Here is a 14654-nt window from a genome sequence, read left to right as displayed (position 1 = left end):
CCAGCGCCGCGGCCTGCGCGGGGGTGCAGGGCGGGGTGAGCCGGGTCTTCACCCGGCCGGGCACCGGCGCCTTGGCGATCACCAGCAGGGTCGGCGGCGGCGCGGCCAGGACGGCACGCATGTCGCGGACGGCCTGCCGGGTGCCGCGCAGGGTGCCGGTCACCTTGGAGCGGCCCGCGCGCGGCAGGTAGTCGACCGGGGTCTCGGCGATCCGCAGCCCGGCGGCCGAGGCCGCGAGGACCATCTCCAGCGGGTAGCCGGAGCGCCGGTCGCCGAGCCCGAGGGCCAGCAGCCGCTCGCGGCGGGCTGCCCGCATCGGGCCGAGGTCGTGCAGCGGGGCGCCGGTCCGCGCCCGCAGCCGCCGGGCCAGCACGGCGTTGGCGAGCCGGGCGTGCACCGGCCAGGCGCCGGCGGTGGCCGGTCGGCGGCGGCCGAGGACCAGGTCGGCCGTGCCGGCCAGCACCGGTCCGGTGACCCGGGGGAGTTGGGCGGGGTCGAGCGAGCCGTCGCAGTCCATGAAGCAGACCAACTCGGCGGTGGCGGCGCGCAGCCCGGCGTGGCAGGCGGCGCCGAAGCCGCGCCGGGGCTCCTCGACCACGGTCGCGCCGAGGGAGCGGGCCAGGTCGGCGGAACCGTCGCGCGAACCGTTGTCCACCACGACGGCCCGCCAGCCGGCCGGGATGCGTCCGAGCACCCAGGGCAGGGCGGCGGCCTCGTCCAGACAGGGCAGCACGACGTCGACGACCGGGGCAAGGGGGAGGGGAGGAGTCACGCCGGTCACGCTAACCGCGCCCGGCGCCGTCGGAGCCGAGCCGCGCCCTTACGGAAGTACGACGTCGGGGCGGTGCGCCCCGTTCGGGGGACGGCCGGGGCGCCGCCGCGCCGGGCGGGGGATCTTACGGAACTCGGACGTGTCGTCCGGGTGGCCGCCGGTGGCCGCCGTCGGCTCGTATCCTCGGCGAGGTGAACGAGAGCCCCACCGCCGCCGCACCGGCGCCCGCCGCCCCCGGCCCGGTGCCCGCCGCCGACCCGGAGCCCGCCGTTGGTCCGGCGCCCGCCGCCGGACCGACCCGGCCCGGCCGCATCCTGGTGGTCGACGACGACCCCACGGTGGCCGAGGTCGTCGCCGGCTACCTGACCCGCGCGGGCCACCACGTCGACCGAGCCGCCGACGGCCCCCAGGGCCTCGCCCTGGCCCGTACCGCCCCCCGGCCGGACCTGGTGGTCCTGGACCTCATGCTGCCGGGCATCGACGGCCTGGAGATCCTCCGCCGGTTGCGCACCGACCCGGACGGCGCCGAGCTGCCGGTCGTGCTGCTCACCGCCAAGGGTGACGAGACCGACCGGATCCTCGGGCTCGAACTCGGCGCGGACGACTACGTCACCAAGCCGTTCAGCCCGCGCGAACTGGTGCTGCGGGTCCAGTCGGTGCTGCGCCGCTCCCGCGCGGGCGCGGCGGGGGCGTCAGCCGGGCCGGGCGGCGGGCGGCTGGTCTCGGGCGACATCGCGCTCGACCCGCAGGCCCGCCGGGCGTACCGGGGCGGACGCGAACTGGCCCTGACCCTGCGGGAGTTCGACCTGCTGGCGTTCCTGCTCCGGCACCCGCACACGGTGTTCTCCCGGCAGGAGCTGATGGAGCGGGTGTGGGGCTGGGACTTCGGCGACCTCTCCACGGTGACCGTCCATGTGCGCCGGGTGCGCGAGAAGATCGAGGACGACCCGGCCGCGCCGAGGCTGGTCTCCACGGTGTGGGGCGTCGGCTACCGCTACGACCCGGCACCGGCCGAGGGCGCGCCCACCGGCGGGAAGGGCGGCCCGGCGTGAAGGACCTGCTGCTGATCGCGCTGTTCGCCGCGCTCGGCGCGGGCGGGGCGGGCCTGCTCGGCTGGGCGGCCGTCCGGCTGCTGCGCCGCCGCTCGCTCGCGCTGTCGCTGTTCAGCGTCGCCGCCGTGACCGTGCTGGCGGTCACCTCCGGGACCTTCGCGGTGGCCCAGGCGATGTTCCTGTCCCGGCACGACCTCGGGGTGGTGATCACGGTGCTGGCGATGGCCGCCGTGGTCTCGTTGGCCACCGCCGCGCTGCTCGGCCGTCAGGTGGTGGCCGGGAGCCGGGCGTTGACCGTGGCCGCCCGGACGGTCGGCAGCGATGCCGGGTTCGCCGCGCCCGAGCGCCCGCTCGGCCTGGAACTGGCCCAGCTCGGCGCCGAGTTGGCGGCCACCAGTGCCAGGCTGGCCGAGTCCAGGGCGCGCTCGCAGGCCCTGGACACCTCCCGGCGGGAGCTGATCGCCTGGATCTCGCACGACCTGCGTACCCCGCTGGCGGGCCTGCGCGCCATGGCGGAGGCCCTGGAGGACGGCGTCGCCGAGCATCCGGAGGAGTACCTGCGGCGGATGCGGACCGAGGTCGAACGGCTCACCGGGATGGTCGACGACCTCTTCGAGCTCTCCCGGATCCAGGCGGGCGCGCTGGCCCTGTCGGTGTCCCGGGTGTCCGTGTACGACCTGGTCGACGAGGCGCTCGCCGGGGCCCACCCGCTGGCCCGGCAGCGCGGGGTCCGGCTGGAGGGCGGGCAGGTCGCCGCCGAGCCCGTCGAGGTGGACTCCGGGGAGATCACCCGGGTGCTGGGCAACCTGCTGGTCAACGCGATCCGCTCGACCCCCGAGGACGGCGTGGTCGCCGTCTCCGCCCGCCGGGAGGCGGACGAGGTGGTGCTCGCCGTCACCGACGGCTGCGGCGGCATCCCGGAGCCGGACCTGCCCCGGGTGTTCGAGACGGGCTGGCGCGGCAGCGCCGCCCGCACCCCGCCGCCGGCCGGGCCGGACGGCGCCCGGGAACGGGGCCAGGGCGGGGCCGGGCTCGGGCTGGCCATCGTCCGGGGCATCGTGGAGGCCCACGCCGGGCAGGCCCGGGTCCGTAACGTCGCCGGGGGCTGCTGCTTCGAGATCGTCCTGCCGGCCGCCCGGGGCTGAGCGCCTCCGGGTGGGCGGTCACCCTGGGCGGCTCACTCTGGGTGGCCCCCTCGCCCGCGCTCGCCCGGAATCCCGCCCGGACGCGCTCAGGCGCTCAGGTGCGCTGCGCCGCCGCTGCGAACTCCACCATGCCGTCGGCGAAGCCCACCCGGGCCCGCCAGCCCAGCTCGGCGCGCAGCCGCGCGGAGTCCGCGGTGATGTGCCGGACGTCGCCGAGCCGGTACTGCCCGGTCACCACCGGCGCCGGCCCGCCGTGGGCGGCGGCCAGGGCCCCGGCCATCTCGCCGACCGTCCGGACCTCGCCGCTGCCCGTGTTGTACGCCCGCACGCTGCCCGGGGCCCGGTCGCCGACCGCCGTGAGCGCGGCCAGGTTGGCCGCCGCGACGTCCCGGACGTGGACGAAGTCCCGGCGCTGCCCGCCGTCCTCGAACACCCGCGGCGCCTCGCCCCGGGCCAGCGCCGAGCGGAACAGCGAGGCCACCCCCGCGTACGGGGTGTCGCGCGGCATCCCCGGGCCGTACACGTTGTGGTAGCGCAGCGTCAGGAGCCGGCCGCCGCAGGCGCGGGCCCAGGCTCCGGCCAGGTGTTCCTGGGCGAGCTTGGTGGCGGCGTAGACGTTGCGCGGGTCGGCGGGGGCGTCCTCGGCGACCAGGCCGGGGCGCAGCCCGGTGCCGCACTCGGGGCAGGGCGGCTCGAAGCGTCCGGCGTCCAGCTCGCCGGGGTGCCGGGGGCCGGGGGAGACCTCCCCGTGTTCGGGGCAGTGGTAGCGGCCCTCGCCGTAGACCACCATCGACCCGCCGAGGACGAGGCTGCGCACCCCCGCCCGGGCCATGGCGGCGAGCAGGACGGCGGTGCCCAGGTCGTTGCAGCCCGCGTAGGCGGGCGCGTCGTCGAGGTCCAGGCCGAGCCCGACCATGGCGGCCTGGTGGCAGACCGCGTCCACCCCGGCCAGCGCGGCCTCGACCGCCTCCGCGTCCCGGACGTCCCCGTGCCGGAAGTCGACGCCGTCCGGCAGCGGGGGCACCGCCCCGGTGGGGTGGACGGCGGGCAACAGCGCGTCCAGCACGCGGACTTGGTGGCCCGCTGCCGCGAGGGCCCGTACGACGGCCGAACCGATGAACCCGGCGCCGCCGGTGACCAGAATCCTCATGACCGGGGACGCTACCGCCCTCGACCCCGGCGGAGGGCCGATCCGGGGGCCGTGTCACGCTTCGGTAAGGAACCGCGCGTCGGTAAGGAACCGCGCGCAGGCGCCGGGTCGGGCCGACCCGGTTGACGGCGAGGTAGCGCTGGGTAGAGATGACATGTACGCTGCGTGTCGCCGGATGAACAGTCGACGGGCCCGGCCGCTGCTCCGTGGGGGGAGTCACGCCCAGGCCCGGTCGCCGGTCGGGGCTCGGTCGCACTCGTGGGGGAGTTGCGGCCGGGCCCGTATCCGGTTGTCAGTACTGTGCCCGCCGGCTCGCCCCGCCAGACCTGACAACCGTCCAGCGGGAGACCGGTTCCAGGCGCATCCGTCCAGAACGGCCGCTCGGCGGAGTGGAGTTGAACGGGCGTCGCGCGCCGGGCCGGGCGGTCAGAGGCGCAGCTCCATCCGCTGCTCCACGGTGTCCAGGCCGAACTTGTGGGCCGGGCGGGAGAGGGTCAGTTCGAACCCGGCCGTCGCGTACAGGTGGTGGGCGGCGTCGAGACCGGCGATCGTCCAGAGCAGGACGCCGTCGTACCGGCGGTCGCGGGCCTCGGCCAGGGCGAGTTCCAGCATCCGGCGGCCCAGGCCCCGGCCGCGGGCCACCGGGTCGAGGACCACCCAGCGCAGCTGGCCCCAGCCGGGGCGCTCCTCGGCCCGGACCAGGCCGACGGCGCCGACGACCCGGCCCTCCAGCTCGGCGACCCACAGGCGCCCGGGCGCCGCGGAGCCCTCGACGGCGCCGGCCAGCACCAACTCGGCCATGCCGGCGGCGACATAGGCCTCCATGGTGGCGTCCATGCCGTACTCGCGGGTGTACAGGACGCCGTGCAGGGCCGCGACGGCGCCCAGGTCCCCGGGCCGGTCGGCCTCGCGGACGGTCACGGTTCCGGGTGCGGTGGTGGCCATGGCTCCATCCCCTTCCACTGAAACACTCGTTTCAGTGGAACGATAGACCACGTGTCCACCCCAGCCACCGCACCCAGCCACTCCGCACCCAGCCACCCCGCGCCGCGCCGCCCGTCACCGCGCCGCGAGGACCTGCTCGCCGCGACCGTCCGCTACGTCGCCGAGCACAACGTGTCCGACCTCTCGCTGCGCCCGCTCGCGGCCGAGATCGGCACCAGCCCGCGCGTGCTGCTCTACCTCTTCGGATCGAAGGAGGAGCTGGTCCGGGCGGTGCTGGCGGTCGGCCGGGCCGAGCAACTCGCGCTGCTGGAGCGCTCGGAGGAGGAGGGCGGCAGCGCCCGGGAGACCCTCGAACGGCTCTGGGCCTGGCTGGCGGACCCCGCACGCCGGGGCGCGCTGCGGCTGTTCTTCGAGGGGTACGTCCGCGCCTTCGGGCAGGTCGAACCCTGGCGGGACTTCGGCACCGCCTCGCTGGCCGAATGGCTCCCGCCGCTGGCCCGGGTGCTCGACGGCACCCGGCCCAACCCCACCGTGGTGCTCGCCGTGCTGCGCGGGCTGCTGCTGGACCTGCTGGCCGGTGAGGGCGAGGCCCACGCGGCACGGGTGCAGGCCGCCTGGCGGGACTTCCTGGACGCCACCCTCGGCTGAGGCCGGACGGCTGTGGCCGGACAGCTGCGGCCGTGGCCGGGGCGCTCAGACCATCCGGGCCGTGGTCGGGGCGTCCGCCCCCTGGCGGCGGGCGTCGCGCCGGGCCAGCCCCGGGGTCGGGCCGGTGCCCAGGACCCGGCCGGCGCCGAGGGCCAGCCAGCTGCCCGGCGGCGTGCCCTCGGGCACGGGCGCGGCCAGCGCGGCCGCGAGTTCGATGCCGGACGGCGCCGGTGCCGGGCCGGGCCGGCCCTCGCGCCAGCGGGCGGTGCTGCGCTCGCCGCCCGAACGCCGCCGCCAGTACAGGTGCTGGGCGAGGATCAGCGGCCCCAGCGCGGTCAGCAGCGGGAAGCCGCCGGACAGCACGCCGAGGGCGAAGCAGGCGCTGACGGCGCTGGTCACCAGGACGCCCGTGACCGCGGCGGACCAGGCCGCCGCCCGGCCGTACGCCTTCGCCGCGACCAGCGGGAACAGGACCAGCAGCAGCAGGTCGCCGAGGCCGACCGCGACCGGCCGGTCCCCGCCGGTGAGGGCCAGCATCGGCGCGAACGGGCGGTCCTGGACCTGGGCGAAGAAGCGCGCCGTGGTGTCGGTGAGCGTGGTGGCGGCCAGGTCGTACCCGGCGAGCGCGGCGGCCAGCGCCGCGGTGTGCCCGGCCCGCAGGCCGCTCTGCGTCCACAGGTTGGCGACCCCGACCACCGCGACGGCGATCAGCAGGCCGCTGCCCGTCCGGGCGCCGCCCGGGTGGCCGGTCAGGGCGGCCAGCGCGGTCGCGGCGGTGCCGGTCAGGGCGGCGCCCCAGGACCACGGCGCGGCCCGCAGCCCGGCGGCGGTGAGCAGCGGGGCGAGGGTGAACTGCACGGCCAGGCACAGCACCAGGCCGAACACGGCGGAGACCGCCGCCCCGGGCAGCGCGGCGTACAGCAGCGGCGCGACGACCACGCCCGCGCACAGCACGGCGACGTCGCCCCCGGTGTACACCCCGACCGGCGGCCGGGGCATCCGGACCCGGGCCAGGTAGGAGGCCGCGACGGCGATCTCGACGGCGACGGCGGCGCTCAGCGCGGTGAGCGCGAGGGGGCTGACGCTCATTCAACGCCTCCTGGGGTCGGTGGCGCCCGGTGCCTCGAAGCTGTGCTCGCGCAGGTCGGCGCGGGCGGGTGCGGTCGGCGGCATGGTGGCCCGGTCCTCGTGCGGCACGATGGCGGACAGCCGCAGGCCGGCCGCCGCCGCCCGCTCCTCCAGCCGCCCGAGCAGGGCGGTCGCGGGCAGCCGGGGGACCAGCAGGTGCAGTCGCGCCGGGCCCGCCGGGCCTTCGGGTCCCTCGGTGAGCGCGTACCGGGCGGGCAGCGGGACTTCGGGCTCGGCCTCCACCAGGTCGAGCACCTCGCGGGTGGTGACGGCCGTGCTCAGCGGGCCGGACCAGCGGCCGAGGATCCCGGAGGTGGCCGGCAGATGGGCGAGTTCGCAGTCCGGCGGCTCGTCCGGGAGCCGGACCAGGTCCCCGGTGGCGTACCGCAGCAGCAGGGTGCACTCGCGGTAGGGCACGTACGGGGTGTGCACCACGGTGCCGATCCCGCCCGGGGCGGTCGGCTCCCCGCTGACCGGGTCGAGCACCTCCAGGTGCCCGAACTCGGTGGTGTGGTGCAGATGGCCCTCGGCGCAGGGGCTCGCGCCCGAGGGCAGGATCTCGGTCATCAGGTACGCCGAGTCCACGGCCGCGCCGAACACCGCCTCGGCCCGGCGGCGCAGCGGCGCGGACAGCACCTCGCCGCCGACGCTGACCGACTCCAGCCCGAAGTCGCCGCGCTGCCACTTCTGTTGCTCGGCCTCCTGGACCAACGCGGCCAGGTAGGAGGCGGAGGTGGTCAGGTGGGTGATCTGCGGGGCCCGGCCGGGCAGGCCGAGCGGGGCGGCCAGCCGGTCCAGCGCCAACGCCGGGTCGACGGTGCCGAACTGGACGAAGCCGGCGCCGGCGCGGGTGGTCGACTCCTCGGCGTAGACCAGCGGCAGGGTGGCGCGCGAGCAGCCCGCGTAGGCGACGGTGTGGCGCGGTCGCAGGCCGAGGCCGAGCACGGCGGAGATGGTGCTGAACGCGATGGCAGTCTCGATCTCGGTCCGGGAGAACCACACCGCGGTGGGGGTGCCGCTGGTGCCGGTGGTGAGCGCCATCAGGGCGGGTGTGGCGGCGGCGGAGACGAAGGCGGCGGGCAGCGCTTTGAGCGCCTGCTTGGGGGTGACCGGCACGCGTGACCAGTCCTCCGGCTCCAACTTGGCCGGATCGAGGTCGAGTTCGGCGAACAGTCGGCGGTAGTAGGCGGTGTGCCGGACGGCGGCGCGGGCGGTGGCGCGCAGGCTGCGCCGGGTCACCTCGCGGCGCAGCTGGGGGTCGACCTGCCCGGCCCGGCCGGGCAGCAGCGCCGAGTCCTCGCCGGGCTCGCCGAACTCGGCGATGGTGTCGACCAGGTCGCGGGCGAGGCGCTCCAGGTCGCCGGGGCGGATCCGGCGGTTCGTCAGAATCGCTGCGCTGTAGCGCAGTTGGCTCATGGCGGTCGCGAACAAGCGGGCTCCCCGGGCCAGGGTCGGACGGTGGACCACCCGGCCCTGGCCGGGGTCGGCCGGATCAGGCCATGTGCAGGAACATCGCCGCGGTGAGGGTGCTGTAGGCGTACTTGAGGTAGTGCTTGACCATGGTCGGTTCCTCCTCCGAGCGGGCGCGCGGCCGCAGGGGTCGCGCGCTGCGGTGTCGCCCGCGGCCGAGAAGTGGTCGGCGGGCAGCGGCAGTGTAGGCACGGGGCGGGGCTTCGGAACAGCCCATGTGCATGCGTAATTCTCCGCCGATTCACCTCAGTTGTCGGCGGGCGCCGATGGCGCGGCGCCCGCCGTTGCTCAACCGCGCTCCGCCGGAGTCGAGTCGACTCGGCTGAAAGCCCAGGTCCGGGAAGCCGTAGGCGTCCCACGGCGCGCACCCCCGGGTGGAGGGCGCGGCCGGACGTCACCGTGCCGCTACTCGTGCCGCAGGGCGCCGGGGCTCATCAGCCGCAGCAGCTGAGGCAGCCCGAGGACGGTGGTGAGCAGCACCGCGGCGGCCGCGATCGCCGACATGGTCAGCATCGCGCCCCAGTCCACCGCCGCCGAGACGCCCGCCGAGTACTGCAGCACCGCCCCCATCAGCAGGCCCGCGACGGCCGCCAGCGCCAGGCCCAGGGCCATCGGGACCAGCGTCTGCCACAGCACCGACAGCCCCAGGACGCGCCGGCGGGTGCCGACCGCGTTCAGCACGCCGAGGACGCGGCGCTGCTCCCGGAAGCGCTCCAGCTGGCCGACCAGCAGGCTGAGCGACACCAGCAGCAGGGTGATCGTCGAGCCTGCCGTCAGCAGCCGTTTGACCGCCAGATAGGTGGGGTCGAGCGTCCGGTTGAGCGGGAACTCGGCCCGGGCCTGCGGGTCGATCGCCATCACGGCGGTGGTCAGCCGCTCCTCGGCGTCCGGCAGTCCGTCCGCGAGCGACACCAGGACGGTCGCGGGCTGCCCGCGCAGCGCTTCGGCGGGGACGGCCGCCGGGGTGAGGAGCAGCAGGCCGGCGCCGATCCGCCGGTTGGGGTCCGCGCCCTCGACGGCCGGAACGGTGGCGGTCACGGCGGGCAGCGGGAAGGCGGCCGGCTCGCCCGAGCCGCGGAAGTGGGCGGCGTGGACGACGGTGCCGGGCCGGACCGGTTCACTGCCCCGCCGCGCCGGACCCTGGACGGCGAAGGAGTCCCCGTCCTTGCAGTCGGGCAGGGTCGCGAGCTCGCGCAGTACGGGGCAGGAGGCGATCCGGACCGAGGGCAGCTCCCAGGACTTGGCCGTCGCACTCTCCAGGGAGAACCCGGTGAAGGCGGCGGCGGCCCGCACCCCGGGGCTGTGTGTCAGGCGCTCGGCGAGCTGCTCCGCCCGGGGCCCGCCGCCGGGGAAGTCCACCGACTGCCGGTACGGCCCGGCGGCGACCTGTGGCCGGGCTCCGGCCTCGTAGCGTGCGCCGATGCCGAGGAAGAGGGTCTGCAGGGCGATCGCCCCGGCGACGGCCACCACGATGCCGCTGACCGCCGCGGCGGCCGGACCGGAGCCCAACTGGAGGCGGCGGAGGGCGAGTTGCCAGGAGAGCGGGCCACCGCCGACCCGCCGGGTGACGGCCTCCACCAGCCAGGGCAGCAGGGTGCAGACACCGACCAGCATCAGCAGCACACCGGACGCCACCAGGATCGAGCCCCGGGTGTCGCCCACCGGGTCGAGGACGCCGGTGCGCGGGAGGGCGCCCGGCACGGCCTGGGCGGGCAGGATCAGGGCGCACACCGTCACGGCCAGCCCGGCGAGCGGCAGCATCAGCCGCCAGCCGATCCGGCGCCGGGCGGGGCCGGATCGGCGGACCGTACCGAGCGGGTCGACGGTGGCCCGGCGCATGGCCAGCAGGGTGACGCCGATGCCCAGCAGCGGCACGACCACGGCGATCGCGGCGGCGATCGCGGGCTGCGGCGCGACGTCCTCGGGGTAGAAGCTGAACCCGGCCAGCCGGATCCGGCCGATCAGCTGACGGCCGAGCAGGAACAGCGCCGCGCCCGCGACCAGGCCGAGCACCGCGCCCACGAGGGACTCCCCGGCGGCGAGCCGCGCGGTCATCCGGCGGTCCGCTCCGCCCAGCCGCAGGGCGGCGAGCCGGCGGTCGCGCCGTTCGCCGCCGAAGCGCGCGGCGGCGGCGAGGAAGACGCCGACCGGGGCCAGCATTACCGTCAGACCGACGGCGTTGAGCAGGATCAGCTTGGGATCCATGGGTTTGGGCGGCGAGAAGTGGCCGAACTCGGTGATCCGCAGGGCGCCGGTGTCGACCGAGAGGTGGTCGCCGCCGAGGACGTAGGCGGCCTGGCCGGGCCCGAGCAGGCCGGCCGACCCGATGGTGCCGACCACCGGGTAGGGGAGGCGGTCGCGCAGCAACTGGTTGGCCGGGTCCGCGAGCAGCTCGGCCAGCGCCGGGGAGACGACCATCTCACCGGGCCGGGGGTAGCCGGCCACTCCCGGCGGGAGCGCCGCCCGCGCCCCCTCGGGCTGGACGATCCGGCCGCGTACGGGCGTGCCGTGGAAGGTGGTGTCGGCGACCGCGATCAGGACGGTCCGGTCCCCGGGGGTCGGCAGGTCCTCGTCGTGGAAGGTGTCGTTCTGGATGTACAGCCGCTGGTCGCGGTGGTGCACGATGCCCGGGAAGGAGGCGGTGAACAGCAGCAGGGCCACGCCCAGCCCGACGCCCAGCGCGGTGAGCAGCAGTCGGCCCCAGCCGTCCCGCCCGCTGGTGACGGCCAGTCGGACGCCCAGGCCCAGCTGGTCCAGGAACGGCGAGCGGACCTCGGGCCCGTCGGCGGCGCTCACCGGGCGGGGGCCGGGTCGAGGGTGCGGCCGTCCCGGACGACGATCTCCCGGTCGGCGTAGGCGGCGACCCGCATGTCGTGGGTGACCAGCACGACGGCCGCGGCGGTCTCCCGGGCGGCGCGGGTCAGCAGCTTCATGACGCGCTCGCCGTTGAGGGAGTCCAGGGCGCCGGTCGGCTCGTCGGCGAACACCGCCTTGGGGCCGGTGATCAGGGCGCGGGCGGCGCCCACCCGCTGGCCCTGGCCACCGGAGACCTCGCCGGGGCGCTTGGCGGCGAGGTCCGCGACCTCCAGCCGCTCCAGCCATTCGGCGGCCCGGGCCTCGGCGGCCCTGCGGCGGAGGCCGTTGAGGCGCAGCGGCAGCGCGACGTTCTCCAGGCAGGTGAGTTCCGGGACGAGCTGGCCGAACTGGAACAGGAAGCCGAACTCGGTGCGCCGCAGCGCGCTCAACCGGCCGTCGGAGTGAGTGGTGAGGTCGCGGCCCTGGTAGCTGACGGTGCCGCGGTCGGGCCGGGTGATGCCGGCCAGGCAGTGCAGCAGGGTGGACTTCCCCGAGCCGGACGGGCCCATCACGGCGACGAGTTCACCGGCGGCGACGGTCAGGGAGGCGCCGTCGAGGGCCGGGGTCAGGCCGAAGGACTTGTGCAGGTCCCGGGCCTGGAGCAGGGGTTGGTCGGTGGTCAACGCGGCTTCTCCGTCAGGCGGGTGGTGAGGTCGTCGAGCCGGGCGGCGGTCAGCTCCAGCCAGCGCAGGTCGGCCTCCAGGTGGAACAGGGCGTGGTCGCAGATCAGTTCGTCGGTGAGGTCGCCGCCGAGTTTGCGGCGGGTCAGCTCGCGCATCGTCCGCAGGTGTTCGGCCCGCTGGACGTCCAGCACCTCGGTCGCCGAGCGACCGGTCAGGATGGCGAGCACGACCTTGTGGTAGAGCGTGCTCTGCAGGTACGGCTGCGGGTCCTCCGGGCGGGCGAGCCAGCCGGCGAGGTCGGTGACGCCCGCGTCGGTGATCGCGTACCGCTTGCGGTCCGGGCCGCCGCCGGCCTCGACGCCCTCCACCACGACCAGGCCGTTCTTCAACAGCCGGGAGAGGGTGGCGTAGACCTGGCCGTAGTGCAGGGCGCGATCGCGCCCGAAGTGGTCGTCGTAGAGCCGTTTGATGTCGTATCCGTGGCGGGGCTGGTCTTCCAGCAGTCCGAGGAGCATCTGTCCGAGTGCCATGATCGTTGACTATACACAGCAGCTATACATGGTGTGTATAGCCGGGCATGCGACCCCGCCGGGCATGCGACCCCGCCGGGCATGCGACCCCGCCGGGCATGCCGCCCCGCCGGACGGCCGTCGCCCTGGCGCACCGACGGCTACGGCCGCCCGCGCAGGGCGGCCGACGAGGTCACCCGCCGCGCTTGATCCACTCGCCGCGGTCCGACGGGTAGTCGAAGCCCGGGCGGTCGACGTCGGCGCTGGTACGGAAGGGCGTGCCGCCGTTGTCGATCCGGACGGTGCCGTGGCGGTCGCCGCTGGACCAGTCCAGGGCGAGGTCCCAGCGGACGTCGTGCGCCTTGGTGTGGGCGGTGATGTAGAAGACCTCCGGGTCGGACTTGCTGACCTTGTACGGGAAGTCGCGCTGTCCACCCTTGACGGTGACGACGGGACTGCCCCGGTCGAGGTCGATGTCGAAGGACTTGGTGTCGACGCCGCCGCCGCAGCCGATGCCCATCGAGTAGTCGTTCCAGGCCAGCGGCGCGCCCTTGGCGGTGACCCGCACGTGCAGCCCCAGCAGGACGACCGTGTCCGTACCGGTGCCCTGGACGGTGAGGGCGACCTCCTGCTCGCCGGCGGACACCGCGCCGTAGGCGGCGGCCCAGCGCGGCGCGTCGCGCTCGGGGGCGGGCGGGCCGACCTGGGCGGGCCCGCTGTTCACCAGGAAGTGCTGGCTGCACGGGTCGGCGTAGACGTACGGGCGGGTGTCGACGGTGAGCGGCGCGGGGCCGCTGTCGGTCGGGGTGCCGGTCGGAGTGGGGCCGGCCGCGCCGGTCGTGGCCGAGCTCCCCGTCGTCGCTGCTGTCGGCGCTGTCGTTGCCGCCGTCGCTGCTGCCGGCGCCGTCGTTGCCGCCGTCGCTGCTGCCGTCGCACCGGCGGCCTGCTGGTCGCCGTTCGCCTCGCCCCCGGCGCCCCAGTTCATGGGTCGTGCGACGACCAGTACGGTGGCCAACAGGGCGACGGCCGTGGCGGACACGATCAGCGGGTGGCGGCGCCGACGCGTCGGTGCGGGCGGCTCCGGCGCCACCGAGACCACCGGCTCAGCCTCCGCCGTGGGCAGGTTCGCCTCCGCCGTGGGCTGGTCGGCCACCGCGGGCTGGTCGGCCGCAGCGCCCTCCGGCGCCCGCTGCTCGGCCCGGCGCCCCCGGACCGCGTCGGCCAGGATCCAGCTCCGGTGCAGCTCCACGACTTCCTCGGGGGTCGCCCGGCACAACCGCGCGAAGCGCTCCACCGAGGCGAACTCGTGCGGCAGTGCCGTTCCGTTGCAGTAGCGGTGCAGCGTGGAGGTGCTGGTGTGCAGCCGCTTGGCCAGCGTCCGGTAGCTCAGCCCCGAGCGCGTCTTGAGCTCGCTCAGCAGCCGCGCGAACTCCTCCGCCTCCGTAGTCCACGTCCCGTCCGACACCCGACGTCCCCCGTTCCCCGCGTCCCGCCCCCGCCGGCCCGGCCCCTTTGCGCGTTACCGCTGTTCAGGGCCGGTATCGGCATCCCACCTTACTCATCGTGCTGATGGACGTGGCAGTCGGCACGACCGGTTGCGCGAGCGCCGGTGATCCGATTTCCAGCAGGACCGGATCCGGTGGAGATCGGCCAGCCAGTCGGCCGGCCAGTCGGCCGGCCCGGCACCGACCCCGGTCGATCGGCTCCGGGCGGGCTCCGGCACCATGAGCGGATGCCGAACACCGCAGCACGCACCGCCCTTCTCGATCACCTCCGCCGGACACTCCCCGGTCGCGTCATCGACGAGGTCCCCGGTGTGGACGGGCCGATCGAGGACCGCGTGCCCGGATTCCGGGTGTTCCGGGTCCATCCCGCGTATCCGGGCGACTGGTGGCTGTACGTGACGTCGGGGTGCTGGGAGGCGACCCAGCACGACGGCCACGGCACGGAGTTCTTCCTCGCGGCGCCGCGAGACGAATGGATCAACCTGGAGAGCATCACCGTCAACGCGTACTACCACTGCGGACCGGTGCACCAGCGACTCGACGTCGGACACACCGTCCCGATCGGCCGCCCGTGGCTCGACGAATCCGCCTGCGACCACTACCTGGTGAGCCTGCCGTACCCCTTCGGTCCCGACTTCGAGGTCTGCACCTGGGAAGGCGGAGCCCACGCCCGCATCCTGTGGCTGTTGCCGATCACCGAGGCGGAGAAGGTCTTCCGGCGGGAGAGGGGACTCGAGGCGCTCGAAGTCCGTTTCGACGAGCAGTCCATCGACCCGGTCGATCCCGGGCGCGCCTCCGTGGCCTGAGCGGAGGCCGGACAATTCGCATGACAACTGCGGCCGCTTCCCCGA

Annotated in this window: 13 protein-coding genes and 1 pseudogene; 4 read left to right on the top strand and 10 right to left on the bottom strand. The window is 75.7% G+C overall.

Annotation, left to right across the window (positions count from 1 at the left end; translation table 11 throughout):
• Positions 1-67 precede the first annotated feature (67 nt).
• Positions 68-772 (bottom strand): annotated as a pseudogene (locus ACZ4W5_RS21755) (glycosyltransferase family 2 protein); the annotation flags it as partial.
• A gap of 242 nt (positions 773-1014) precedes the next feature.
• Between ACZ4W5_RS21755 and ACZ4W5_RS21750 the strand changes: the two are divergent.
• Both ACZ4W5_RS21750 and ACZ4W5_RS21745 read left to right on the top strand, forming a co-directional pair.
• Positions 1015-1824, top strand: a complete 810-nt coding sequence (locus tag ACZ4W5_RS21750) for a response regulator transcription factor (protein ID WP_465656334.1) — start codon at positions 1015-1017, stop codon at positions 1822-1824.
• Positions 1821-2969: a sensor histidine kinase gene (locus ACZ4W5_RS21745; protein WP_402476369.1), complete on the top strand. Its 1149-nt coding sequence runs from the start codon at positions 1821-1823 to the stop codon at positions 2967-2969. Before ACZ4W5_RS21750 ends, ACZ4W5_RS21745 begins: the two co-directional genes overlap by 4 nt.
• Positions 2970-3063: 94 nt before the next feature.
• Here ACZ4W5_RS21745 and ACZ4W5_RS21740 read toward each other — a convergent pair whose 3' ends face one another.
• Both ACZ4W5_RS21740 and ACZ4W5_RS21735 read right to left on the bottom strand, forming a co-directional pair.
• Positions 3064-4119 (bottom strand): NAD-dependent epimerase/dehydratase family protein, encoded by a 1056-nt coding sequence (locus tag ACZ4W5_RS21740; RefSeq protein ID WP_465656276.1) that lies wholly within the window; start codon positions 4117-4119, stop codon positions 3064-3066.
• 426 nt (positions 4120-4545) lie between these two features.
• Positions 4546-5064 (bottom strand): GNAT family N-acetyltransferase, encoded by a 519-nt coding sequence (locus tag ACZ4W5_RS21735; RefSeq protein WP_465656275.1) that lies wholly within the window; start codon positions 5062-5064, stop codon positions 4546-4548.
• 51 nt (positions 5065-5115) lie between these two features.
• Here ACZ4W5_RS21735 and ACZ4W5_RS21730 point away from each other — a divergent pair, with 51 nt between their 5' ends.
• Positions 5116-5712: a TetR/AcrR family transcriptional regulator gene (locus tag ACZ4W5_RS21730; RefSeq protein ID WP_465656274.1), complete on the top strand. Its 597-nt coding sequence runs from the start codon at positions 5116-5118 to the stop codon at positions 5710-5712.
• A gap of 45 nt (positions 5713-5757) precedes the next feature.
• On the opposite strand, the gene ACZ4W5_RS21725 is transcribed toward ACZ4W5_RS21730, so the two are convergent.
• The 7 genes from ACZ4W5_RS21725 to ACZ4W5_RS21695 all read right to left on the bottom strand — a co-directional run bounded on the left by ACZ4W5_RS21725 (position 5758) and on the right by ACZ4W5_RS21695 (position 13763).
• The gene (locus ACZ4W5_RS21725; RefSeq protein WP_465656272.1) at positions 5758-6801 is read right to left on the bottom strand and encodes a hypothetical protein; all 1044 of its coding nucleotides are present in this window, start codon (positions 6799-6801) and stop codon (positions 5758-5760) included.
• Positions 6802-8271: a phenylacetate--CoA ligase family protein gene (locus ACZ4W5_RS21720; RefSeq protein WP_465656270.1), complete on the bottom strand. Its 1470-nt coding sequence runs from the start codon at positions 8269-8271 to the stop codon at positions 6802-6804. It abuts the gene before it with no gap.
• Between the two features lie 61 nt (positions 8272-8332).
• On the bottom strand, positions 8333-8527 hold the full coding sequence (locus tag ACZ4W5_RS21715) for a hypothetical protein (RefSeq protein WP_465656269.1): 195 nt from the start codon (positions 8525-8527) through the stop codon (positions 8333-8335).
• Between the two features lie 188 nt (positions 8528-8715).
• The gene (locus tag ACZ4W5_RS21710) at positions 8716-11106 is read right to left on the bottom strand and encodes an FtsX-like permease family protein (RefSeq protein ID WP_465656268.1); all 2391 of its coding nucleotides are present in this window, start codon (positions 11104-11106) and stop codon (positions 8716-8718) included.
• Positions 11103-11789, bottom strand: coding sequence for an ABC transporter ATP-binding protein (locus ACZ4W5_RS21705; RefSeq protein WP_360235763.1), 687 nt, complete (start codon positions 11787-11789; stop codon positions 11103-11105). The genes ACZ4W5_RS21710 and ACZ4W5_RS21705 overlap by 4 nt, the downstream gene beginning before the upstream one ends.
• On the bottom strand, positions 11786-12319 hold the full coding sequence (locus tag ACZ4W5_RS21700) for a PadR family transcriptional regulator (RefSeq protein WP_360235766.1): 534 nt from the start codon (positions 12317-12319) through the stop codon (positions 11786-11788). The genes ACZ4W5_RS21705 and ACZ4W5_RS21700 overlap by 4 nt, the downstream gene beginning before the upstream one ends.
• Positions 12320-12491: 172 nt before the next feature.
• Positions 12492-13763 carry a helix-turn-helix domain-containing protein gene (locus tag ACZ4W5_RS21695; RefSeq protein ID WP_465656266.1) on the bottom strand — a complete coding sequence of 424 codons (1272 nt, stop codon included), beginning with the start codon at positions 13761-13763 and terminating at the stop codon, positions 12492-12494.
• 267 nt (positions 13764-14030) lie between these two features.
• Here ACZ4W5_RS21695 and ACZ4W5_RS21690 point away from each other — a divergent pair, with 267 nt between their 5' ends.
• Positions 14031-14609: a suppressor of fused domain protein gene (locus ACZ4W5_RS21690; protein ID WP_360235772.1), complete on the top strand. Its 579-nt coding sequence runs from the start codon at positions 14031-14033 to the stop codon at positions 14607-14609.
• Positions 14610-14654: the final 45 nt, after the last annotated feature.

Source organism: Kitasatospora sp. NPDC029367 (assembly GCF_055569135.1).
This window is presented reverse-complemented; position numbering and strand designations above follow the sequence as displayed.